At 55.7% G+C, this 23446-nt stretch carries 22 protein-coding genes, 1 pseudogene and 1 riboswitch; of the genes and pseudogenes, 7 read left to right on the top strand and 16 right to left on the bottom strand.

What is annotated here, in order from left to right; all coding sequences use genetic code 11:
- Position 1: 1 nt before the first annotated feature.
- Positions 2-1120, top strand: coding sequence for an MBL fold metallo-hydrolase (locus WH277_RS14765; protein ID WP_339505839.1), 1119 nt, complete (start codon positions 2-4; stop codon positions 1118-1120).
- A 392-nt stretch (positions 1121-1512) separates the two neighbouring features.
- Here WH277_RS14765 and WH277_RS14760 read toward each other — a convergent pair whose 3' ends face one another.
- Together WH277_RS14760 and WH277_RS14755 are read right to left on the bottom strand one after the other, a co-directional pair.
- Positions 1513-2751, bottom strand: coding sequence for an IS110 family transposase (locus WH277_RS14760; RefSeq protein ID WP_339505838.1), 1239 nt, complete (start codon positions 2749-2751; stop codon positions 1513-1515).
- Between the two features lie 355 nt (positions 2752-3106).
- Positions 3107-3259: pseudogene (locus WH277_RS14755) on the bottom strand (hypothetical protein); the annotation flags it as partial.
- Positions 3260-3389: 130 nt separating this feature from the next.
- Between WH277_RS14755 and WH277_RS14750 the strand changes: the two are divergent.
- Positions 3390-3851 carry a GNAT family N-acetyltransferase gene (locus tag WH277_RS14750; protein WP_339505837.1) on the top strand — a complete coding sequence of 154 codons (462 nt, stop codon included), beginning with the start codon at positions 3390-3392 and terminating at the stop codon, positions 3849-3851.
- On the top strand, positions 3848-4033 hold the full coding sequence (locus WH277_RS14745; RefSeq protein ID WP_339506357.1) for a helix-turn-helix domain-containing protein: 186 nt from the start codon (positions 3848-3850) through the stop codon (positions 4031-4033). Before WH277_RS14750 ends, WH277_RS14745 begins: the two co-directional genes overlap by 4 nt.
- Before the next feature lie 40 nt (positions 4034-4073).
- On the opposite strand, the gene WH277_RS14740 is transcribed toward WH277_RS14745, so the two are convergent.
- The 7 genes from WH277_RS14740 to WH277_RS14710 form a co-directional block, all read right to left on the bottom strand.
- Positions 4074-4484 carry an ASCH domain-containing protein gene (locus WH277_RS14740; RefSeq protein ID WP_339505836.1) on the bottom strand — a complete coding sequence of 137 codons (411 nt, stop codon included), beginning with the start codon at positions 4482-4484 and terminating at the stop codon, positions 4074-4076.
- Between the two features lie 128 nt (positions 4485-4612).
- Entirely contained in the window at positions 4613-6022 is a 1410-nt protein-coding gene (locus WH277_RS14735; protein ID WP_339505835.1) for an ABC transporter ATP-binding protein, read from the bottom strand.
- A complete protein-coding gene (locus tag WH277_RS14730; RefSeq protein WP_133843467.1) occupies positions 6019-6819 on the bottom strand; it encodes an ABC transporter permease in 801 nt (266 codons plus the stop codon). Before WH277_RS14730 ends, WH277_RS14735 begins: the two co-directional genes overlap by 4 nt.
- Positions 6819-7754, bottom strand: coding sequence for an ABC transporter permease (locus WH277_RS14725; protein ID WP_133842990.1), 936 nt, complete (start codon positions 7752-7754; stop codon positions 6819-6821). Before WH277_RS14725 ends, WH277_RS14730 begins: the two co-directional genes overlap by 1 nt.
- Positions 7751-9274: an ABC transporter substrate-binding protein gene (locus tag WH277_RS14720; RefSeq protein ID WP_339505834.1), complete on the bottom strand. Its 1524-nt coding sequence runs from the start codon at positions 9272-9274 to the stop codon at positions 7751-7753. Before WH277_RS14720 ends, WH277_RS14725 begins: the two co-directional genes overlap by 4 nt.
- Before the next feature lie 647 nt (positions 9275-9921).
- Positions 9922-11376 carry a melibiose:sodium transporter MelB gene (gene melB, locus WH277_RS14715; RefSeq protein WP_133842986.1) on the bottom strand — a complete coding sequence of 485 codons (1455 nt, stop codon included), beginning with the start codon at positions 11374-11376 and terminating at the stop codon, positions 9922-9924.
- A gap of 83 nt (positions 11377-11459) precedes the next feature.
- Positions 11460-12764 carry an alpha-glucosidase/alpha-galactosidase gene (locus WH277_RS14710; protein ID WP_159337046.1) on the bottom strand — a complete coding sequence of 435 codons (1305 nt, stop codon included), beginning with the start codon at positions 12762-12764 and terminating at the stop codon, positions 11460-11462.
- Positions 12765-13010: 246 nt separating this feature from the next.
- Here WH277_RS14710 and WH277_RS14705 point away from each other — a divergent pair, with 246 nt between their 5' ends.
- Positions 13011-13838, top strand: coding sequence for an AraC family transcriptional regulator (locus WH277_RS14705; RefSeq protein ID WP_133842982.1), 828 nt, complete (start codon positions 13011-13013; stop codon positions 13836-13838).
- A 76-nt stretch (positions 13839-13914) separates the two neighbouring features.
- Positions 13915-14679, top strand: coding sequence for a hypothetical protein (locus WH277_RS14700; protein WP_339505833.1), 765 nt, complete (start codon positions 13915-13917; stop codon positions 14677-14679).
- A gap of 11 nt (positions 14680-14690) precedes the next feature.
- Here WH277_RS14700 and WH277_RS14695 read toward each other — a convergent pair whose 3' ends face one another.
- Together WH277_RS14695 and WH277_RS14690 are read right to left on the bottom strand one after the other, a co-directional pair.
- On the bottom strand, positions 14691-15122 hold the full coding sequence (locus WH277_RS14695) for a helix-turn-helix domain-containing protein (RefSeq protein ID WP_167864411.1): 432 nt from the start codon (positions 15120-15122) through the stop codon (positions 14691-14693).
- Positions 15119-15430, bottom strand: a complete 312-nt coding sequence (locus WH277_RS14690) for a type II toxin-antitoxin system HigB family toxin (RefSeq protein WP_159337049.1) — start codon at positions 15428-15430, stop codon at positions 15119-15121. The genes WH277_RS14695 and WH277_RS14690 overlap by 4 nt, the downstream gene beginning before the upstream one ends.
- Before the next feature lie 198 nt (positions 15431-15628).
- On the opposite strand from WH277_RS14690, the gene WH277_RS14685 reads away from it, so the two are divergent.
- Positions 15629-16267 (top strand): TetR/AcrR family transcriptional regulator, encoded by a 639-nt coding sequence (locus tag WH277_RS14685; RefSeq protein ID WP_167864410.1) that lies wholly within the window; start codon positions 15629-15631, stop codon positions 16265-16267.
- Positions 16268-17041: 774 nt separating this feature from the next.
- Here the strand turns inward: WH277_RS14685 and phnE (WH277_RS14680) are convergent.
- The 4 genes from phnE (WH277_RS14680) to phnC form a co-directional block, all read right to left on the bottom strand.
- Entirely contained in the window at positions 17042-17926 is an 885-nt protein-coding gene (gene phnE / locus WH277_RS14680; protein WP_167864409.1) for a phosphonate ABC transporter, permease protein PhnE, read from the bottom strand.
- Positions 17923-18792 carry a phosphonate ABC transporter, permease protein PhnE gene (gene phnE, locus WH277_RS14675; RefSeq protein WP_339505832.1) on the bottom strand — a complete coding sequence of 290 codons (870 nt, stop codon included), beginning with the start codon at positions 18790-18792 and terminating at the stop codon, positions 17923-17925. The genes phnE (WH277_RS14680) and phnE (WH277_RS14675) overlap by 4 nt, the downstream gene beginning before the upstream one ends.
- A gap of 63 nt (positions 18793-18855) precedes the next feature.
- Positions 18856-19779: a phosphonate ABC transporter substrate-binding protein gene (phnD, locus tag WH277_RS14670; protein WP_133842968.1), complete on the bottom strand. Its 924-nt coding sequence runs from the start codon at positions 19777-19779 to the stop codon at positions 18856-18858.
- Between the two features lie 57 nt (positions 19780-19836).
- A complete protein-coding gene (phnC, locus tag WH277_RS14665) occupies positions 19837-20685 on the bottom strand; it encodes a phosphonate ABC transporter ATP-binding protein (protein WP_133842965.1) in 849 nt (282 codons plus the stop codon).
- A gap of 195 nt (positions 20686-20880) precedes the next feature.
- Between phnC and WH277_RS14660 the strand changes: the two genes are divergently transcribed.
- Complete coding sequence (locus WH277_RS14660) at positions 20881-22203, top strand: methyl-accepting chemotaxis protein (protein WP_339505831.1); 1323 nt, start codon at positions 20881-20883, stop codon at positions 22201-22203.
- 90 nt (positions 22204-22293) lie between these two features.
- Here the strand turns inward: WH277_RS14660 and WH277_RS14655 are convergent, their stop codons facing one another.
- On the bottom strand, positions 22294-22932 hold the full coding sequence (locus WH277_RS14655) for a TenA family protein (RefSeq protein WP_167864406.1): 639 nt from the start codon (positions 22930-22932) through the stop codon (positions 22294-22296).
- A gap of 34 nt (positions 22933-22966) precedes the next feature.
- Positions 22967-23080, bottom strand: a riboswitch (TPP riboswitch).
- Positions 23081-23446 lie beyond the last annotated feature (366 nt).

Here is a 23446-nt window from a genome sequence, read left to right as displayed (position 1 = left end):
CATGAAAAAAAAGAAAATAGCCATGCTGATCGCCATTCTGAGCACTGTAATTATGGCCGCCAGTGCTTATGCCTGGCTGGCCAGAGCTGAATTTGGAGCGGCACCGATGGGCTTACGTTTGCTTGAGGTTGAACGCTCCCCTCATTATCAGCACGGTGAATTCCAGAATCTTGTTGAAACACAGGTTGATACAGGCAACAGCAGTTTCTTCTCTAATTTGCTGTCCTTCGTTCTCGATCGTAATCCCCGGCTAAAGCCCGCCACACCACTACCCTCTGTGCAAACTGATTTGAAATCGCTGTCGCTACAGCAGGATTTGGTTATCTGGCTCGGCCACTCGTCGTTTTACATTCAGTTAAATGGAAAGCGAATACTGATTGATCCTGTTTTCAGCACAAACGCCAGTCCCGTGCCGCACACCAATTCTGCGTTCAAGGGGAGCATGCTTTACACCGCTCAGGATATGCCGGATATCGATGTATTACTGATAACCCACGACCACTGGGACCATCTCGACTACGCCTCTATCCGCTCGCTCAGAACTAAGGTGAGCGAGGTGGTTACCGGACTTGGCGTTGGTGCGCATCTTGTCCGTTGGGGATATAAGGAAAGCCGCATACATGAAGCTGACTGGAACGATGAAGTAAGCATAGCTGATGGGCTTAAAATTTTTGTTCTTCCAGCACGGCATTTTTCGGGCAGATGGCTTAAGAGGAACCAGACGCTATGGGTATCATTCGCCTTGGAAAGTCCTGAACGGCGTCTTTATTTCAGCGGAGACAGCGGCTACGGCCCTCATTTCCGTGAAATCGGGAAGAAGTTTAATGGATTCGACTTGGTTGCTCTTGATATGGGCCAGTACGACCACCGATGGGCTAACATCCATATGTTTCCTGAAGAGGCGGCTCAGGCGGCCGATGAATTAGGTGCGCGCGCGCTGATGCCAGCACATGTGGGGCGCTTTAGCATTGCTGCTCACGACTGGGATGAGCCTTTCAACCGGATTCAGCAAACCAGCAGGCAGCGGACCTGGAAATTGTTGACTCCAGAAATAGGCGAAGCTGTAGACCTGAGCGATCAAGATCAGACTTTCAAAAAATGGTGGAAGTCGACACCATAATTTTTGCCATGAGTTGCATGTCAAAATGAGAAAAGAACCCTTTTCGACCTTATTAGCATTGTATCAGGCAAATAAAACAGCCATTTAGATTAACTGCTATATCCGTTAAGAATGACAATAGATTTTTAAATTAATGTAACTTGTTGGTCGTGGAGCACTTTAAAGTTGTACCTGTGTCTTGTCATTGCTCGTAAAACACGACCTTTTTTTAACCTCTGGCTAAGCAATCACCTTAATGACGGCTTCAAACCGGCTAGAGCTGCATTAACCCTATCTGAAATACTTTCCTCTACAGGTTTGCTGCAATGAGGATTCTAAGGGTTAGACATTACAGGCTTTTACTTTTAAATATTCAAAGACCGCTTCACGCCCTGAGACATTCGACAAGCTTTTTATGGCTTCAGTAAGGGCGAGTGTCGCGCTTCGAGAGCCAGCAAATACTTCGCTTCATCGTACTGGGTTCTGGTCTTCCAGCAGCGGTAAATGATCCTTATCCATTTGAAGGCAAGAGCCCGGATTGCAGACTGGTGAGATTTTCCTTTTTCTCGCAGTCCCTGATAATAAAGTCTGGCCCAGTATGATGAGTTAATCGTCTTCGCAGCCCATTCGACAAAGGTCTGCCTGACGAACCTGGCACATTGCCATCGCCAGTGAACCCATGATTTCTGGCCACTTCGTTCGGTCACCGGTGCAATACCTGCATAGTTTTGAATTTCTTCAGCGCTGTTAAACCGGTCACGGTTATCACCAAGTGCAGCAAGCATCCGTGGGCCCATACACGGCCCCATGCCCGGAAGTGATTTGAACAGCCCCGCATCTGGCAATGTGTCAAACAGCGTTTCGATTCGTTCGTCATAGGTTTTGATGATTTCACTCACGACTTTAATTTGTGTCGCCAGTGCTGTTGCCATCAAAGCATTAGCCTCTATAACACTCGGGTCTGTCGTCAATGGGATCGCATTATCAATACTCGCAACACGTTGCTCGGTAAGGGCCATTGCGCGGCCACCTCTGGCATTCAGAAAATTTCGGGTCGTGTAGCGCCTGGCTCGTTTCAGTTGTTGCAGACTGGGCCACCGGATAATCAACTCACACAACAGTAAGCTACCCCGATGTGAGAACCACTCCAGTGGCTGAGGATAATACTGTTTAAGCGTGTTGATGAGCCGATTCACAAAGCGGCGTTTGTCTTCAACCAGTTGACGACGTTGCTCAACCAGTTGCTGAAGTAAGCGAATATCCGCATTGTCGGGTTCAATAGCTTTTATCTTTTGGGGATAACGCAGCATTAACTCTAATGCCAGCTCTGCATCCTGCGGGTCATCTTTAGCGCCGCTGGGCGAGAAGGCTTGCCGGTAACGAGCCAGGGACAAAGCGTGGACGGGGAAAACGGTGATAAAGGGATATTTTTGAAGAGCATATACCACGGGGCCCTTCTTCAGCTCGAGAGCTATGGCGATTCTGCCTTTTACTTTCTGGTGTAACTCAGTAAGCCAGGCATCAAGCGCTTCTGCTGTATGTTCAATCACATGGAATACGCGTTCACCGTTTTTAAACTGAACACAGACATCGTGTTTTTTATCCGCCCAGTCCAGACCAACGTGCGCAGCAAATTGATTAGTCACAGTCATCACCAACTCCTTTTTATCGGGGATTGGTATGCATTCCACGCTCTTCGAAAGAAATATAGCCAGCAGTTTATCTGCATGCCCTGAGTATTCGTTAGCGAACGTGGAGCACCTACTGGCTCGAAAGAAAAGCGGCGATCATCACGTGATTCTCGCTCAATATTCGTAACCAGCAAGCGCATACCCTGAATCACTTAATAGTGTAATTCTCAGGGTGCGAATGACTATATTTCGCTCACAGCTGACCTTCCTCTACTTGCGTCAGCTCGCTCAGTGCCAGGAGCAGACCTTAGCGCGTGGAATAAGTATGGATATTATACAAAATCCGGGTAACCGACAGGTTGCCCGGGAAAAGAAGCTAAAGCGGCACAATGTTTTCCACGACATGCTGGAAAACGTAGGGATCGGAAAGTAGTTCAAATTCTTCGTCATCTGGGTAAGTCACCGCGACGTGATAACTTTCTCCGGCAAATGCCTTAACCGATTGCAGATCTTGCCAGTAGTAACTCAAACACTAATTATCAGGATCAGCCAGCTTCCCTTTACTCCCCCGCCCTCACCTCCTGAATTTTCCCCCTGGCCCTTCCGCCCCATGATAAGGTTGAAATCACGCAAACTGTCACAGGATAAACAGGCAAAAAATGGGTGAAAACGCGATACATGAGTGGCACAGCAACGCTTACCTGATCAGCACCGACAGCGAAAAGTTAGACACGGTGGCAATACACCAGTATCTGACCCGATCAACGTGGGCTGCCGGAATCAATAAAGATACCGTGACGAACGCGATCCGTCACAGCCTTAACTTTGGCCTTTATCACCATGGGGTGCAGGTGGGGTTTGCCCGCCTTATTACGGATTACGCCACCTTTGCCTACCTGTGCGACGTCTACGTGCTGGAAGAACATCAGGGCCAGGGGCTGGCAAAATGGCTGATGCAATCCATCCACAGTCACCCGGTTTTTGTCCGGCTCCGCAGGATCACGCTATTCACCACCACCGCGCCCTGGCTGTATGAAAAGTTCGGTTATGAGCCTGTCAATAAACCGAATTATGCATGGGCGATAACCCGGCCTGATATCTATCGTGTCAAAGCGCAATAACCACTCGTCCACAGAAAAATGAACGGGTATCAAAAGCGCGGCTTCTGATCGAGAGAGAAATGCTGCCCGCGAAAAAACTGGCCGCAGAATGCGGCTTTTCCGGGCCGGACGTGATGCGGCGTGTTTTCAGCCGGCTGACTGGCGTCACGCCTGCGGTTTACCGGAAAATAATAAGACGGTAATAACAGACGTTGCGCACGCGACGGGCACAACAATCGCCTGCTACAGGACCTCAACCTGCTCGAATTCTTCTGCAACCAGCTCCATATCCTCCTGGTATGTGCCCTCTCTTGAGAAAAATGCTTTATGCTCTGTCCTCCAGTATTTCAGGCTGAGATCCCCTTCGCCCTCCTTCTTTGCAAGATCTTCAGCGACATCGCAGAAGCGAACGATACGCAGCGAAATAGTCCTGATGACGCATACCGGTTCGTCTCTGCCGTTAAGGATGATGCTGTAACCACCAATGGTGGGTGATCCCTCTTCGTTTTTAAACGACGAAAGCGATCCACACGATGCCGTTTTTTTCCCTTTAATTACCAGTTCAGCCAGTTCATCTGCCATTTCTGGCGTGTCCCCAAATGCCCATGCGATCGCGCCCGGGTACTTAACGGTTAATTGTTCAATCATGCTCATCACTAAATCCTTTTTAAACAGATTTTTGAGTCTACATTAGCCAGCATCAGCCCCTCACAATCAAGACCTGACATGAATGTTTACGATGGGGCCGTTCAATATTACAGGTGACCCATGCCGTGGCGGTGTTACCCTCCACTACGGATCCCCTCCTCCCCAAAACGAATGCGCCGATGGCTGATATGATCAATCAGCGCTTCATCGTGGCTGACCACCAGCAGCGCGCAGTTCTGCTCTGCGGCGACCTCGACTAACAGCTCAATGGTCTGTTGCTGGGTCAGCAGATCCAGCCGCGAGGTGGGTTCATCGGCAAACAGAAACACCGGGTCGAGCAACAGCACGCGCAGCAGGGCAAAACGCTGCAGCTCACCGCCGGAAATCTCACCGGGATAACGGTCCAGCAGCAGCGGACGCAGCTTCAGTCGTTCCATCAGAGGCGCAATGCGTGCGCCGTCCAGGCGATGACGTTTCACCACATCACTCAATGCCTGACGCAGCGTGACACGCGGCGCAAAAGCAGACGGCGGATCCTGGAAAATCTTCTGGTATTTCACCGCGGCTAACTGGCGGTCACGCACCACGTCTCCACTGTCAGCGGCCAGCAGCCCGAGCAGGATATCGCCGAAGCTGCTCTTACCGCAGCCGCTGGGGCCAGTAATGCCAATCACCTCCCCGGCATGGACGCGCAGCGACTGGTCGCTGAACAACTGACGGCCTCCGCGCGTGATACTGAGGTTATGGGCTTCCAGCACCACGTCACGCGCGTGTGCAGCAGGTAAACGTGCGGCCCAGCGAGCCGGATCGGCAGCCAGCAACGCCTGGGTATAAGGATGCTGCGGCTGCGTCAGTACCTGCTCTGCACTGCCGCGCTCGATGATTTCACCGCGCAGCATCACCGCCACTTCACCGCCGATCTGGCGGGCCAGTTCGATATCATGGGTGATGGTCAGCAACCCGCCGCCTGCGCGCACTTCCTGCAACAGCAAGGCGATCACTTCATCGCGCCGCGCCACATCCAGTCCTTTGGTCGGTTCATCGGCGACAATAATGTTCGCCCCACCGGCCCGCGCCGCGGCAAAGGCCACGCGCTGGGCCATCCCGCCGGACAGTGCCTGCGGCAGGCGGTCAGCTGCGGCGGCCACGCCCAGCGCATCCAGATCGCGCAGGGCGGCCTCGCGGGCCGGTTGCGCTTTCATGCCACGCAGAAAGCGGTAGCTCTCGGCCACCTGCTCGCCTGCACGCATGGTCGGGTCCAGCGCCAGCCACGGCTCCTGCGGCAGAATGCCCAGCCGATGCCCCCAGAAGGCACGCGCCGGACGAGAAGCCAGCGGCAGCACCTGACCATCAACATGCAGCGTGCCGCTGGCCTTCAGTCCGGCGGGCAGCGTGCCGATCACCGCCTGCGCCAGCAGGCTTTTACCCGATCCGGTTTCCCCTAACAGCGTAAATGGCTGCCCGGCACGCAGCGTAAACGACAGCGGCTGCACCGGTAAATCGCCGCCGCTAACGGCCGCCTGTTCAATATCCATCAGGATCATGCTTTCTCCCTGCCTGCCAGCAACAGCAGGCTTAACACCAGTAAAAACACCACCACCACGGGCTGCAACAGCGCATACGGCGCTTCTTCATAATACGGCAGCAGCTCGGTCATCATCAGCCCCAGCTCCGGGGTCGGTGGGCGAACGCCAACGCTGACAAAGCCTAATGCAGCAATCGCCATAATCGCGCTGGCTGCCCCAAAGGCCGCTACGGTCAGCACCACGGGTGCCATCTCCGGCCACAAATGACGGCGGAAAATCAGCCACGGACTCAGACCCAGCAGACGCGATGCCTGCACGGCGGGTGAGCTCAGCAGCGGGCGTGCAATGGCACGACTGATACGGAAATACTCCACCCACAGCAGCAGGGAAATCCCGACATACAGCATCACGGCCGAGTCAGGCACCAACGCGGTGAGCAGCAGCACCAGCAGCAGGCCGGGCAACGCCAGAAACGCATCGGCCAGCAGTGAGACGCCACGATCCACCACACCCCCGCGCCAGGCTGCCAGCACGCCCAGTAGAATGCCGGGGATCATCGCACTCAGCACGCTGACAAAGGCCAGCCCCAGCGACAGACGGATCGCCGCTGTCAGACGGGCAAACAGGGAGCGCCCCAGATGGTCATAACCGAAGGGGGCACTGAGGTCAGGCCATTGCAGTGCCAGCATCAACTTCTGCCGCACCGGGTCCTGCGGCCACAGCAGCGGCAGCACAAAAGCAAACACCACCAACAGCAGTAACAGTGCTGCCCCGGTCCGTTGCGCCAGCGAACTGCGGCGCACTATCGTCATCATCATGCATTTTTCCTTCGCGGATCGAGCCAGTAACACAGCCCGTCACTGAGTGCGTTGAGCAGCACAAACATCAGCCCCATAACCAGTGCCGTACCCTGAATCATCGGCACATCGCGGGCAAAAATCGCATGCACCAGTGCATGACCAATGCCCGGCCAGGCGAACAGCGTCTCCACCACGATCACGCCTTCAATCAGGTAGATAAACTGAACGCTGAGGTACGTCACCAGCGGCACGCTGACGTTGCGCAGACCGTGCCGCCAGAACAGCGTGCCCTCTTTCAGCCCTTTGGTGCGGCCAAACTGATACCAGGCCGAGTCAGTCACCTGGCGCATGGCGTTGCGCGCCACCCGGCTGGACACCGCAGCCAACCCGAGGGCCAGCGTCAGGGCAGGCAGCAGCACATGCTGCACATCGCCATAGCCGGCCGCAGGTAGCAGGCCCAGGTTGAGCGCAAAGATCACCACCAGAATCAGCCCGAGCACAAAGTGCGGCAGCGCACGCAGCGTGGTGGAGATCGCCAGCAGCGCGCGATCCAGCTTCCCTCCGGGGGACAACCCGGCCAGAATGCCGAGCGGCGGGCCGAGCAGCAGTGACAGTAGCAGCGCCACGGCCGCCAGCAGCAGGGTCTGCCCCAGCTGATGACCTATCTCTTCCATCACCGGCGCACCGGACACCAGCGAGTTGCCGGGATTGAAGTGCAGCAGTTGCACAAACCAGTCAGCCAGCGCCTGCCAGGCCGGGCGATCCAGCCCCAGTTCTTGCTGAACCGCGCTGGCCGCCGCCGCATCAACGCGGTCATAACCGTAACGCCCCGCCGCAATACGGTAGGCAATATCCCCCGGCAGCGAGCGCATCAGCACAAAGGTCAGGCCGCCGACCAGCAGCGCCACCAGCCCGGCCTGCAACAAGCGGTAGCCCAGCATGCGTATCATTCAGCCCACCTCATTTTTTCCAGTCCGAAGGTGCGCTCAAACGGGTCAAGGGTGGCACCACTCAAACGTTTAGACACGGCAGCGGTCTGCTGATACCAGGCCACCGGAATGGTGGGCAGATCGGTTTGCAGAATGCGCGTTAACTGCTGACGTTCTGCCTGGCTTTTCGCCGGGTCGCGGCCCTGCACCAGGTCGGCCAGGGTCTGATTGAACGTGGCGTTGCTCCAGTTCATTGCCCCCCACTCTCCGCCCTGAGGTGGATAATCCTGCAACAGCGTACCCAGTGGATCTGGCGTCAGCGCAAAGTTACGTGCCACCAGCGCCAGCTCCAGCGTGCCGTCATGATGCTTCGCGGCAATTTCCCCGGAGTTGGTCGAGTTGATCGCCACCTGCACGCCGACTTCACGCAGCTGCTGCTGGATGGCCGCCGCGATCAGTGGCAGCTCCGGGCGGTCAGGATAGGTGGTCAGCGTCAGGGAGAACGGCTTGCCGTTACGTTGCAGCACGCCGTCTGCTCCCGGTTTCCAGCCAAGCTCCGCCAGCAGCGCCTGGGCCTGTTGCGGCTGATTCGCCAGAGGCGTCAGGCTGGCGTTATGCCACTGCGCCACGGAAGGAGGAAACAGCTGATCGGCTGCCGCCGGATAACGCAGAATGGCGCGTGCAATGCCCTGACGATCGAGCGCCATGCTCAGCGCCTGGCGCACACGCACATCATTCAGCAGCGGATGCCCGGCATTCACTTTCAGCAGGACGCTGCGCGGGATCGAGACTGACAGCAACTGCACGTTGCGGTTGTTTTTCAGACGGCTGCGGCTGGCAGGATCGAGATTCAGCACCATATCGGCATTGCCACTTTCAGCCAGCAGGGCACGGGTTTCCGCGCGACCCACGGCCATGTAGCTGGCCTGCTCAATGGCAGGGGCTTTGCCCCAGTAGTCGTGGAAACGGGTCACGGTCAGCTTCTGCGGTGCCTGCAAGGAGGTCATCCGGTACGGGCCGCTACCGATAATCTGCACGACTTTGTGCGCGGCATCGTAAGAAGCAGGCGCCAGGATCTGAGCACGGTTTTCCGCCAGCATACTGAGCAGCGGCGTAAACGGCTGGCTGAGCGCAATCACTACCTGCCCTGCTTCGGCGCGGATGGCGGTGACCGGAGCTTTATCCAGCAGGCCGGGTTTACTGCGTGAGACTTCCAGCGCATTCACCACACTCTCAGCAGTCAGCGGACTGCCATCATGGAATTTCACGCCAGGACGCAGGGTAAAGCGCCACTGCAGACCATCGTCAGACACCGTCCAGCTGGTCGCCAGGCCAGGCAGCGGCTGCCCGGCGCTATCCGCGTTGACGAGGGTTTCGACAATCGACATTTTCAGGAAAATATCGCCAGACAGCGTCGGGTCAGTGCCTTTGATTTCGAAGGGGGCGACCAGCGCGGCGACCCGCTCAGGGGCTGCGCTGGCCGGGGCGGCAACGGCCACCAGCATCAGGGCCAGCAGCGGCGAGCGTAAAAATTTGTGCATCCGTTATCAATCCTTTATCCAGAGAAAGGGAACAACGCAGGCTGACGCCCGCGCTGCGGATGATAACTGTTACTTTATAACATTACAATTGGCAATCTGTAGTTACAATTCCCCTCATTAGTCATTTTCGTGGCTGACAGTCTGGCTTCAGGTCTGAGGCCAGTTTGAGCACGCCGGATCGGCAAAATCCGCCTCCCTGCGGGCCTCGGCACGCGACGTCCTGTCGCGTGACGTCCGGCTTACCTCAAACTGGCCCCATCCCCGCAGAACCGTTGCTCGCTGTGGATTTTAAAATCGCAACAGCATGACGCTCTTTGTGTATTGGTTTGGGTATTGGTTTGGGTATTGGTTTGGGTGTTGACCTGGGTTTTGACGTTGAGGCGGCATTCAGCAGCGCTGAGGAAGCACAGTGAACCAGGACGAACCGCCAGGACGGCGGTAAGAGGGAGAGCCGGCACAGGGATGTGCCGTCACGACCGCTCCGTCGGTGAACGACGCTTGCGAAGGCACCCGCTGAAAGCGGGCGATGCGCCTGCCGCAAGCCCGGATTCCAAAGGGCGGGGCGACTGCCGCCCTTTGGTCGCTCAGCCCGCGCAGCGGGAAAGCGAAACGCCCTTGACGTTGACCTGGACCATCGTGCACGTCCACTACGGTTTGAGGTGACCCGGATTCAACGTCTCAGATGCATATCTGCCCTCAGCGTCACTCTCCAGCGGCCTGACCTGCGCCGTCATCACCCCCTGCCCTTCGCCATATTTATGCTGTAAGGCCCGCTGCATTTCATGCAGGATTTCGCCATCCAGCTTGTAGTGACGCAGGTAGATCCACAGCGTGAGAACAAAGAACACCAGCGGCAGACCAATCATAATCCCCTGCATCCCCATGATGGTGCTGGCTGACTGCTGCGCGCCTGGCACATACCCCACCACACCCAGCATCACACCAATCAGCAGCCCGGCAAACGCGGCACCGGCTTTCACCACCATGGTCTGCACCGAGAAGGCGATACTTTCAATGCGAACGCCCAGCGCGTAGTCGCCGTAGTCCACGGTATCCGCGACCATAATCACCAGCATCACCCAGAAGAACGCCCCGCCAATGTTGACCAGAATCCCGGACAGTGAAATCAGCGTCGCGCTCTGTGGCGCATACATGCCCACCACCAGCAGCAGCAGGCAGCTCATCACCGGCAGCACCGAGGCGCTAATCCAGATCGCCCGCCGTGAGAAGCGCGCCACCAGTTTCGGGAAGCAGAGGATGGCGATCAGGTTGGCGATCCCGGCATACATCATGTACCACGGGAACAGCTCTGCCCGGCCCACCACATAGGTGAAGTAGTAGATGGCAAACGCAGTGATCACGTTATGTGCCAGATTCCAGGCCAGCGCCATCAGCAGCAGCGCAAACAAGGGGCGGTTGCGGAAAATCATACTGAGTACGGCTTTAATGGTGGTCTGCTCTGGCGCATTCGGCACAGCAGAGGAAGAGTATTTCTCTTCGATATTACGCAGCGTGATGATCGCAGAGAGGATAAAGAACACCACCAGGATCAGCGAGAACAGCATAAACCCCTGCCCTTTGTTGCCGTCACCCAGGTAGTTCACCAGCGGCAGACCGATCACCCCGGTGGTGTAACCCGCCAGACTGGCGAAGAAACGCGGCCACGGGATCAGCGCTTCACGTTCCCGTTTGTCGAGGGTAATGCAGGGCACCAGCGACCAGAACGGCACGTCCATCAGGGTATAGGTAAAACCCCACAGCAGGTAGGTCGCCCAAATCCACGCAATCAGCGCACCGCCCTCGAAGTTATGCGCACAGAAAACGGAGACCAGCACCACCGAATTGCTCAGCGTACCAATCAATATCCAGGGTTTAAACTTGCCCCAGCGGGTGCGGGTGCGCTCAACAATCCAGCCCATCACCGGGTCAAAGAAGGCATCAAGAATGCGTGCCACCAGGAACAGTGAGGCCACCATACTGACCGATACCCCAACCACATCGGTGTAGTAGTACATCAGATACATATAGATAATGCCGATGGCAAAATCCTTACCGAATGCCCCCAGCCCGTAGCTGATTTTTGTTTTTACCGAAACTGTCATCGTGATTAATCCCTGCCAGTGTCATCGTAAATGGCGGCCATAAGTGGCCGCCACGAGCCAAAGCGCTGTACCCGTTTCAGGGATTAACGGTAAGTGGGTAACCAGTCACCGTGAGCGGCGATCAGTTCGTCGCACAGCTTCACCGTGTCATCAATCGACAGTTCAGCAGAAGTGTGCGGGTCAAGCAGCGCAGCATGGTAGATATGCTCTTTTTTATGGCTGATCGCGGCCTCAATGGTCAGCAGCTGGGTATTAATATTGGTGCGGTTAAGCGCCGCCAGCTGTGGCGGCAGGTCGCCGACATAACATGGCGTCACACCCTGACCATCCACCAGACACGGCACCTCTACGCAGGCCTGGGACGGCAGGTTGGTGATCAGCCCGTGATTCAGAACGTTGCCGCCAATCTTATACGGCACATCGGTTTCCATCGCTTCAATCATCCACGACGCGTACTCGTGGCTGCGCGTATGGCTGAGGTTCTCGTTTTGCGTCAGCTTATCGCGCTGCTGATGCCAGCGGTCGATCTGCTCAATACAGCGACGCGGATATTCATCCAGCGGAATATTAAAACGCTCAATCAGCTCGGGATAGTTGCGCTTGATCCAGTACGGCATATATTCCGCATTATGTTCGGAGGACTCGGTGACGTAATAGCCAAAGACGCGCATGATTTCGTGACGCACCATATCGTCATGTTTATCCGTCAGGGCCAACGCGCGGCGTTTGATCTCCGGGTAAATGTCTTCGCCATCACGGGTAATATTGAGCAACCACGCCATATGGTTGATACCGGCAATCTGCCATTTCACACCGTCCATCGACATATCAACGGACTTCAGCAGTGTCTCAGCACAAACCTGCACGCTGTGGCACAGGCCAACGGTTTTAATCCCCGTGTGTTGCAGCATGGCACCGGTCAGCGACGCCATCGGGTTGGTGTAGTTCAGTAGCCAGGCATCCGGGCACACCGCTTCCATATCACGGGCGAAATCCAGCATCACCGGAATGGTGCGTAATGCACGGAAAATCCCGCCAATACCGAGAGTATCGGCAATGGTCTGGCGCAGTCCGTACTTTTTTGCGATCTCAAAATCAGTAATGGTGCAGGGATCGTAGCCGCCGACCTGGATGGCGTTAATCACATAGCTGGCCCCCTGCAACGCAGGGCGGCGCTGCTCCACGCCGGCGTATTTCTCAATGCGAGCTTTGCCCTGGCACAGATTGGCATTGAGATTATTCAGCATCAGCCAGGAGTCATTAAGCCGTTCAGCGTCAATGTCATACAGGGCGATATCCACCTGCTGCAACGCGGGCGTTGCCAGAATATCCCCCAGTACATTCTTCGCAAATACCGTACTGCCTGCCCCGAGAAACGTAATTTTCATTGTTGTGCCCTTTTGAATCCATGAGGTGAAGTTGCACTCACTTTAGGCAGCAGGCGCACGGCTGCCTATGTAATTTTTTGACATTGATATGGTGAAAAACGACCGCCAAATCGAACTGTGATCTGGCTCGCTAATTACCGTCCCCGACGAGCAAAATAACGGTGCAATGTCACAATCCGGGTTTATTTCACGCAACCAGCTGACGATTAACTGCTGTAATAAGCTGAAAAATAAAAGGAAGATGCCATGCAGAAAGATATTCACCCCGATGACATTGCCCAGTTCGGTCTAAACATTTATCAGTACGGGCATGAAGTCTGCGCCAGCCAGCACAGCTATGGCCCCGCAGTGCGCCAGCACTATCTTTTACATTATGTGATACGCGGCGGCGGGACGCTGTTTAGCGGCGATCGGCGCTGGCCCGTGCGTCAGGGGGAGGCGTTTCTTATCCATCCGCATGAGATCACCACCTACACCGCCGATAAACAGCGGCCATGGGAATATATGTGGGTGGAACTGGATGGATTGATTGCGTTGAGAAGCCTGGAAAAATGCGGGTTACGCCGTGACATGCCATTGTATCGGCCAAAAGAGACGCTTTCTCCCTGCCCTGCCTACCCCTATTTGCAACAACTGGTGGCGCAGGACCCGGTACATTCGCTGCGTATCGCCGGGTTAACCTGCCTGTTTCTTGATGCATTAATCGCCAACGCGCACCACGAGGACGGTGAGGAAACCCGTTGCGGAAATAAACACCTGGACAGTGCCATTCAGTTTATTGAACGCCACTATCACCGTAATCTCGCGATTGGCGAGGTGGCAGACCACTGCAATATTGACCGCAGCTATCTCAGCCGCCTGTTTCAGCAGCAGTTCGGCTATGGTCCGAAACAGTATCTGTTGTTGCTGCGGATGGAGGTGGCCACTTCGCTGCTCTCTGACCCCAGCCTGCCAATAAAAGTAATAGCCTATTCATTGGGTTACACCAGTCAGATGCAGTTTGCCAAGGTATTTCAGCAACATTTTCACTGCTCCCCTACGCAGTGGCGGCGCGAGAAAGCCCGCCCGGCCTGATGGGTGGCTGAGATTCTGCCATACTCTGTGGCACTGCCCGGCTACGGGCCGGATTCTCATCACCGTGAGGCGCCCGATGAATACTGAACTCAGCCCATCCCCTGCCTACGGCCAACTGCACAGCGCCCTGCTGGAACAACGTTCCCGGGTGCAGTCAGCAGAGGTAATTCATACCATTAATCGTGCATTACTGGCCGGAGAACGGGTCAGTGCAGCGTTTTATGACCTCAGCCAGCTTAAGCTCCTGCAACAGCGAAAAATTTTGCCGCTGATCACCCCAGAAACCGAAGATGAAGTGGCCGCTTTTATTGCTGCGCTTAACCCAGTGGTTCCTGCCGCGCTGGTGAATGAAGCCCAGTTTTGTGAGCTGCAGCAGCGTGTCAGCCATCTGAGTGAGCACTTTCGCTGGCAGCATGCCAGCCTGCCGCTGGTGCAGAATGCGCTGTTTGTCCGCACCTGGCACCACTGGCAGCAAACGCTGGAGACCCTGTTCTGCGCGGGCGATAATGCCGCGGTGTTTACCCGGCTTGAGCAGGTATTGAATGATTCCAGCGGTAAGATCCCGGTGCTGGGTGAAGCGCGTGAACTGTACCGGGCGCTGGAAGGATTACTGGTGAGTTGCCGCCAGAAGGCGGAAGAAAGCAGCGGCGAGCAGGATGCACTGGCGGGATATGTTGCCGCCGCCGACATCGCCACCCGGGGGATTATCACCTTTGGTGCCACTGCTGAGGCGGTATTACGCGGCCGCCCGCTTCCCACGGAGGCACAGCTGAAAACCCGCATTAAAGAGCATCACACCAGCGTCACCGAGCGCATGCATCCGTGGTTTTCAACAGTGTAGTCAGCCCGCTATTATTCGATAAAAGTGGCAAGCGGAATGCTGAACCGTTTCGCCAGCGCTCTCATATGTTCCAGCGTTAAGGCCCGCTGGCCACTCATGATCATACTCACCAGCGAGCGGCTGCCAATCTCCTGTTGGAAGCTGCTCTGGTTCAGGCCATGCTGATCCATTAAAACCCGCAGTACTGCCAGTTCGCGCGGTGTTGCATCAATACGCGCATTAAAATCCGCGAATGCCGGTGCAACATTTTCCCAGGCGGAAATTTTCTTCGCCAGAATATCGATCAGTGGATTTTCATCATCGTGATCGATCAGGTACTCCACCAGCACCAGTGCCTCTTCATAGTCATGTGTGGTTGCTTGACGACCAAGGAAAGGAATCGCATGAATCAGTGCAGCACTGGCACTGAGTGCGGTATGAAATTTTTTTTCTGCAACCCTCATTCCGGGTGCCTCCGATAGTAGTCCGTTAACCTGTCGTATTCATCGTGCGTAACAATATGCTTAATAAATACATTTTGTGTCTCAAACTTGATATAGGTAATGATGCGCAGGTGGTTCCCCGCGGCATTGATGACCCACCATTTACGCCGATACTTGAATCTGTCCAGTGAGGCAAACTGGGCTTTCAACTGCTCAGGTGTAATGTAATCCCTTGAGTTCAGTACCCTCCAGATATCATCAAGCGAGAGTGCTGCGTTCGGATAGCAGCGGGCAGCCTCGATAAACGGTCGTCTTGAGATAACACGCATAGATCCCTCTTCGTTATCATGGTTGCAAAGTATACAGACATCCCTTCATGGTCACAATATGTGAACAATTATTTTATCGCAGACCGGTTTATCTGGCTATTTGCTGACGGCGATTTTGCGAGGCACTATTTGTAAATCAGCGCCTCAGGCGCTACTCTGGCGGCGGTTTCCACTGAAAATGATGGATATAGATTCACTATGCCAGCCCCCGTCAAACGTAAAAACGATCCGGAAGGGTTAAAGAAACGCATCCTCGCCAGCGCCCTCACCACCTTTGCTGAATTCGGCTTACAGGGTGCACGTATGGAGCAGATTGCCGAGGATGCGCAGACCACCAAGCGAATGGTGGTGTATCACTTCACCAATAAAGAGCAGCTGTATATCGAGGTTCTGCACCTGGTGTATCGCGAGATCCGCCAGCATGAGACCGGCCTGAATCTGGCCGAGATGTCACCAGGCATGGCCATTGCCCGCCTGGCGGAAGCCAGCTTCGATTATCACATTTCGCATCCCGATTTTATGCGCCTGATCTGCAGTGAGAACCTGATGCGTGGCCGCTATATTCGCCAGTCAGAGACGATCAAAACGCTGAACCAAAGCGCGCTGGATGTACTGGATGCGGTACTGATACGCGGAAAACAGAGCGGTGAGTTTGATCCGCATGTCACCACCGTGGACGTTCACCGCCTGATCAGCAGCATCAGCTTCCACAACGTCGGCAACCATTACACCTTCCATACGCTGTTTGGCGGCAATGAAACCGAACAGCAGAGCCTGGCGCGTAACCGCCGGTTAGTGGTGGATGCCACGCTGCGTTATCTGCGCCCTGAGCGCTAATCTCTACAGCCCATTTAAATCGGTACAACTCACAATTACCCCGCTATGCCCTGAGGTATTCCCACAAAAATGAATGGCTGATCATTCGGTTTCAGGTCTGAGGCCAGTTTGAGCACGCCGGATCGGCAAAAGACGCATCCATGCGGGCCTCGGCACGCGGCGTCCCTGCCGCGTGACGTCCGGCTTACCTCAAACTGGCCCCATCCCCGCAGAACGTCTGCTCGCTGTGGGTATTACCCCCCCCCACCTTGTGACAGCCTCTGCGGATTGATTTGAATCAGGATTTTGGATCTGGATTTTAACGTTTAGGCGGCATTCAGCAGCGCTGAGTAAGCGCAGTGAACCAGGACGAACCGCCAGGACGGCGGTGAGAGGGAGAGCCGGCACAGGGATGTGCCGTCACGACTGCTCCGTCGGTGAACGATGCTTGCGAAGGTATCCACGCAGCGGACGCAGCGCCTGCCGCAAAGCCCGGGTCCCCAGGGCGGCGGCGACCGGCTATCCCCGCCGTCAGCCACATCTTTCCCCCCAGCATCCCCTGGTGTGCAACTGAGCACAGAATGCCACGCTGGCACGTGCTGACGCGGTGATTACCCGCATTAAACGCTGGCATGCCGAAGTGCAGCCGCATATGCATGGGAGAAGCAACCCGATCCTGATGCCCGCTATTACACGCTGAATAAGCTGTGGTGGAACGCTGTATCGTAGGGGTCAGACATGTCTGACCCGGGGCGGGGCACGCCCCCGCCCCGACAAATCGAGAGCCCCCTGCTGCTATTTTTCTGGCGTAAACAGCGGCACGGGTTGCCCGCTGATATAGCGTTTGCGTAGTTTCGCCGAGAGATGGTCCATGATCATTACGATCACGACCATGATCAGGGTAATAAACATCACCACATCCCAGTTCCACAGGCGCATATTTTCGGCATACACCAGGCCGATACCGCCAGCGCCGACAAAGCCCAGCACGGCCGCCGAACGGGTATTCGACTCAATCTGATACAGACTCAGCGCCAGAAACGCCGGGAATGACTGGGTGAAAATACCGTAACGGTGTTTTTGCAGGCTGTTGGCCCCCACCGCATTTAACCCGCGTCCTGGTGAACGTTCCACGGCTTCATGCCCTTCGGCATAGAGTTTCCCCAGCAGCCCGACGTCCTGCATGATAATCGCCAGCACCCCTGCCAGCGGCCCCATGCCGACAGCACGCACGAAAATCAGCCCCCAGATTGCCATATCAATTCCGCGCAGGATATCCAGCAGGCGACGAACCACCAGCGCCACCGGACGCAGCACAGGCGTGGCCATCACGTTGCGTGCTGCAAGAAATGACAGCGGTAAGGCCAGCAGTGTGGCGGTGATCGTACCGGCGAAGACAATCGCCAGCGTGATAAAAATCTGGCTGAAATAGTAGGCAAATGGCCAGTTCGCAACATCATGCCAGACAAACATACGCATAAAATAGTGCGCCAGCTGGCCCAGGCCGATGGTGAGCTGCTGCCAGCTGATGCCAAACTGGGTGAAGAAAAACACGTAGTAAAGCAGGATGGCTGCCGCAATCAGCCCGATGCGCCTCAGGTAGCTGCGCTGAATGGCAAACAGCGCCTGATGCTGCTGCTTCATGCCTTCCAGCTTGTCACTGCCGATTAATCCCATCATGAGCGGTTTCCTTCCACAACACGCTGACGCACCCGTCCGGACACCATATCCAGCAGTGAGACCACCACGATAATCAGTATCAGCGTCATACTGACCTGGTCATAACGGTCCAGTTTGATGTTGGTCATCAGCTCCTGGCCGATGCCCCCCGCCCCCACCAGTCCGAGGATCGTGGACTGACGGAAATTGACCTCAAAACGCATAAAACCATACGAGAGAAACACCGGTTTGACCTGCGGCCAGAGCGCGAAACGCATACGCTGCAACGACGATGCCCCGCAGGATGCCAGGCCGCGCACCGGTTTATCTGACGCACTTTCAATCGCTTCATAGAACAGTTTGGTCAGGCTGCCAATGGTGTGCAGCGCCAGTGCCAGAAAGCCCGGGATCACGCCAATACCAAACGCCATCACAAACATCACTGCCCACGCCAGTTCCGGCATGGTACGTAGGAAAGCCACACAGGTACGAATGGCGAAACTCACGCTGCGCGGTGTTTGGGTGTTGCTGGCAGCGAAAAAGGCCAATACGCCCGCCACCATCACCGATGCCAGGGTCGCGGCCAGCGCCAGTTGCAGTGTTTCCCAAATCAGCGGCAGCTGAATAGGCAGACGATAGCCCCAGTAAGCCAGTGAGCCTTCCGTATGGCTGTCGGCAAACAAGCGTGAGGCGCTCATCGTGGGCACGGTTTCCGCGAGGTAATCGAAAAAGTGCGGCAACGACACCCATATGGTGTGCAGATTAAATTCCGCCATCTGGCCGGAGGCGAGGTACAGCACCAGCAGCGTCAGGGACCACAGCAGCGTGTCGCGCTTCTGCTTACCGCGGATCTGCTGGTAATAGCGTTCAAAATCGGGATGTGTCATGCGGATACCTGAGTGAAGGGTCGACGGCAGTCGACCCTTATCAGCGGAGAAGAGAACGGGTGATTAACGGGCTTTGGTCAGCGCACGTTTCATATCGATGATCGCCTGATAATCAGCCACGGTAGCCGGGCCGATATGCTGGGCGCCACCCACGGCTTTGACGAAGCAGCTGTGATGTTCGGTATCCAGCTTTTTGATAGCCGTGACCAGCTTCGCTTTGAAATCAGCAGGCAGCTTGTTGCTCACCAGCACCGGACCGTTCGGGATCAGCGGTGACTGCCAGATGATACGAATTTTCTTCATCAGGTCCGGGTTACCGGCACGGATCATTCGGGTGAATGCACCGCTGGTGTAACCGGTGTTGTAATCGCCGATCATCGAGGCCCAGGTCACTGCGCCTTCGAACTGACCGTTCAGCACGCCCAGTACATCCTGCTCGTGGCCACCGGAGAAGGTCACGCTGGAGAAGTGGCCTTTGTATTTGTCATCCACCGAACCGCCAAACTCTTTCTTGAAGCTTTCGTTCGGGATCAGGAAGCCGGAAGTGGAATCCGGGTCGGCCATACCAAATGATTTGCCTTTCAGGTCGGCCAGTGTTTTGTACGGACTGTCCGCTTTCACAACGACAACAGAGTGATAGCCGCGTGATTTATCGGCGTCATCCACCACAATGCCAACCACATCGACAGCTTTCGGGTCATTGATGTAGACCGAGGCATACGATGACGGTGACATGCTCAGCACCATATCCACTTTGCCGCCGATCAGGCCCTGGATCACACCAGAATAGTCAGACGAATTACGCAGTTTGGTATCAACGTTCAGCTCTTTATCGAAGAAATCTTTCACGCACTGGTTATCACCAATCTGCTGCGTGGCATTCTGGCCGCCGAGGATACCTAAATTCAGTTCTTTCGGTGCGTCAGCGGCAGAGACGTTAGCTGCCATCACACTACCGATTACTGCTGCGAGAATCATTTTTTTCATTGCTGAGTTCCGTGTCCCATAAAAGTGTTATTACCCGTCATGCCTGCGGTGTGACCGTCAGCCGTGATGGGCATCGTTAAGTTCAGAGTTTTCGTCGCCATACAACACATGCAAAAGATCATCGGTCAGTTCTGACGGATGGCCGTCAAACACAATGCGGCCCTTAGCAACGCCAATGGCACGCGTACAATATTCTTTCACCAGCTCCACCGAGTGCAGGTTCACCATCACGCTGATGCCGTTTTCACTCACCTGACGCAGCACATCCATAATGCGACGGGTGTTTTTCGGGTCGAGCGAAGCAACCGGCTCATCGGCCAGCAAAATTTTCGGGTTCTGCATCAGCGCACGGCAGATCGCCACACGCTGCATCTGTCCACCGGAGAGATTTTCCGCCCGCTGCAAGGCCTGAGGCAGCATGTTCAGCCACTCCAGCAGGCCGATGGCGCGGGCACGATCGGCATCGGGGAAGATTTTAAAGAAGGATTTCAGCGTCGAGGTCTGGCTCAGACGGCCCAGCAGGACATTGGTCAGCACATCCAGCCGTGGCACCAGGCAGAAATCCTGGAAGATCATGCCGCACTCGCTGCGCCACTGGCGCATCTGCCGGGTATTCAGCTCAACAATGTTCTGTTGCTTGCCATGATCATTGAAGTGAAGGATGGCGCCTTCGCTGGCCGGGAGGGTGCCATTCAGCACATGCAGCAGCGTTGATTTTCCTGCGCCGCTGCGACCAATCACCGCCACCAGCTCACCGGCATGCAGGTCAAAGTTAATGTCCTGCAAGACGCGCGTCTGTGTGCCGTATGATTTTCCGAGTCCATTCACTGCCAGCACTTTTGCACGATGCTCCGCGTGGGGGATCGCCTGCTGCTGGGGGGCAATTTTTAACAATGCCTGTGCCATGTGTTGTCCATTATCAGGTTGCGCGTTATCCGCTGTGCGCCCTATTAACCACCTGTGCGATGAAAGTTTAATGACAGAGGGGTGATGGAAGCATGACAGACCGAAAAGGGCACTGAGCAAATTAACAAAGATTGAATGTTTATCCCCTCCCGCCGATAACCCTGTGGACAGCTAACTCTAATAATAAGGTCCACCATGTTTTCCACTATTGCATCAGGTATCACGTCACGCCTTGCGTGGCAGAAACGCACCCATTCTTCTGCCACGCTTGACTCGTTGAAAGACTCTATCGCCATGATCGAATTCATGACCGATGGCACCATCATCACGGCTAATAGCCTGTTTCTTGAGAAAATGGGCTACCAACTGAATGAGGTAGTCGGTCAACATCACAGTCTGTTCTGCACGCCGGACCTGTTGGCATCGCGCCAGTATCAGGACTTCTGGATGCGGCTGAATCGCGGGGAAAGTTTCAGCGACAAATTTCTGCGCGTGGCGCAAAACGGCCGTCCGGTGTGGCTCGAAGCCAACTATGTACCGGTGCGGGATCGTAACGGGCGCGTGTTCAAAATTATTAAGCTCGCTACCGACATCACGTCGCGCATTATGGATGCCCAGGAGCAACGGGCAATGACCAATGCTATCGAGCGCTCAATGGCGGTGATTGCCTTTAACCTTAAAGGCGAAGTGCTGAAAGCTAACGATAACTTTCTTAAAACCATGGGATATCGCGCCAGTGAAATTATCGGTGCGCATCACAGCCAGTTCTGTTCCGCAACATTGCGCAGCAGCCCGGAATACACACTGTTCTGGCAGAAGCTCAACCGTGGTGAGTTTATTTCCGGCCAGTTTCAGCGCGTCAACAAGCAAGGGTCTACCCTCTGGCTGCGCGCGACCTATAACCCGGTGTTCGACGACAGTGGTGAGCTGTATAAAGTGGTGAAGTTTGCCACCGATGTCACCGCCCAGGTTGAGAAAAACCAGCTAGAGCGTGATGCAGCCCAACAGGCTTATCAAACGGCGCTGCAAACCAGCGAAAGCACAAAACGCGGTGCCAGTGTGATTGCCAACAGCGTGCAGACCATGAATGAACTGGCAGGTGAACTGCACGGGATCTCTGGCGATATCACCGGGCTCGGGGATTCCTCAGACAATATCGGCCAGATCGTGACCAGTATTCGTCGCATTGCCGATCAGACCAACCTGCTGGCCCTCAATGCGGCGGTGGAAGCCGCCCGCGCAGGCACGCAGGGTCGCAGCTTCGCGGTGGTGGCCAACGAAGTGCGCACGCTGGCGCAAAACATCAACCGCGCCACCACCGAAATCGAACAGATGGTGCAGCAAAATCACCTGCTGGCGAGCAAAGCGCAGAAAGGCATTACCTCAAACCTGCAACGTGCCGATCGCGGCGTGGAGCTGGCGCAGGAAGCCGGCGGCGTCATCGCTGATATACGCGACAGTTCCGACGATGTGCTACGCGCCATCGGCCACGTCACCGCCGCGTTAAAGAGCGATTAAGCGTCGTCTCATCAACCTGCACAACGGCATTATCACTCCGGCAAAAAGGCCGACCCGAAAAGGTCGGCCACTGCGAATAATCAGATCTGTTTATTGATAAGCCGCATCAAAGAAAGCCTTTTCCAGCGTCACGGCGCGCAGGAAGAAATCCTCACACTGCGCCTGCTGTGCCGGGCCAACACGGTCGAGCTCCTGACGTAAAAAGGCGACAAATTCGCGGAAATCGGGGTTATCGTGCAACATAATCCACTCGGCGTGAACAAAACTGGCAGGCAATGGCAGTGGGGCCTGTGACGCCCAGTCGAGGTACAGCCACTCGGCGACATTGAGCACGGTCAGGATCACCGCATAGGAGCGCGTGGCAGCGGCCTCCAGCATGATCGCCTTGAATCCCGCAGTGGGAGAAGTGTCCGGTTCGGCGTCGCGCTGCGCCGCGCTGACGTCCAGCGCCTCAAATGCGCGCAGAAAATAGGTGTTCTCTTCACCGGAGACAACCCCGGCGCAGCGACCAAAGCGCAGGCGGGCTGCGGGGCTGTCGGCACTGGCAATGGCCGATCCGACTAAGGTGAGGAAGCTGTCGAGAAAACGGTGATCCTGGGTGAGGTAAGTGCTCATCACCTGGCGATCCACGCTGCCATCATAGAGCTCGCGAACAAAGCGATGCGTGACGGCCTGTGTCCAGATGGGCTGGCTCAGGGTACGGAGTGTGTCAGTAAAACGAGTGGTCATCAGGTAGTCCTTATAAGCAGACTACCGGCAAAAGAGAGGTAAGAGGCCCCATCCCTTCGCCGGCATTATCCGGATCAGGTGTTAAGGGTCATCGCGCTGAATCTTTTACGATTTCTCAGCCAGTTGCCTGGCTCCCCCTGGAGGGGGAATTAAGTCAGGAATTTTCCGGAACGTCAATGTTGCTGACGCGGGACATTGGGCGAGGCATGCCTCGCCCCTACAGAATGTGCAGTTCAGTGGGTGTTGCATTACGGGACGCGGGCGAGGCATGCCTCACCCCTACAGAATGCGCAGGTCAGTGGGTGTTGCATTACGGGACGCGGGCGAGGCATGCCTCACCCCTGGAGAATGCGCAGGTCAGTGGGTGTTGCATTACGGGACGCGGGCGAGGCATGCCTCACCCCTGGAGAATGCGCAGGTCAGTGGGGGTTGCATTACGGGACGCGGGCGAGGCATGCCTCGCCCCTGGAGAATGCGCAGGTCAGTGGGTGTTGCGTAGGGGCGGGTCATGACC

Origin of the sequence: Erwinia sp. MYb416 (assembly GCF_037479575.1) — a bacterium.
Classification (GTDB): Bacteria; Pseudomonadota; Gammaproteobacteria; order Enterobacterales; family Enterobacteriaceae; genus Erwinia; species Erwinia rhapontici.
Note: the sequence above shows the minus strand (reverse complement) of the source record. Positions and strands in the feature narration are given on the sequence as shown.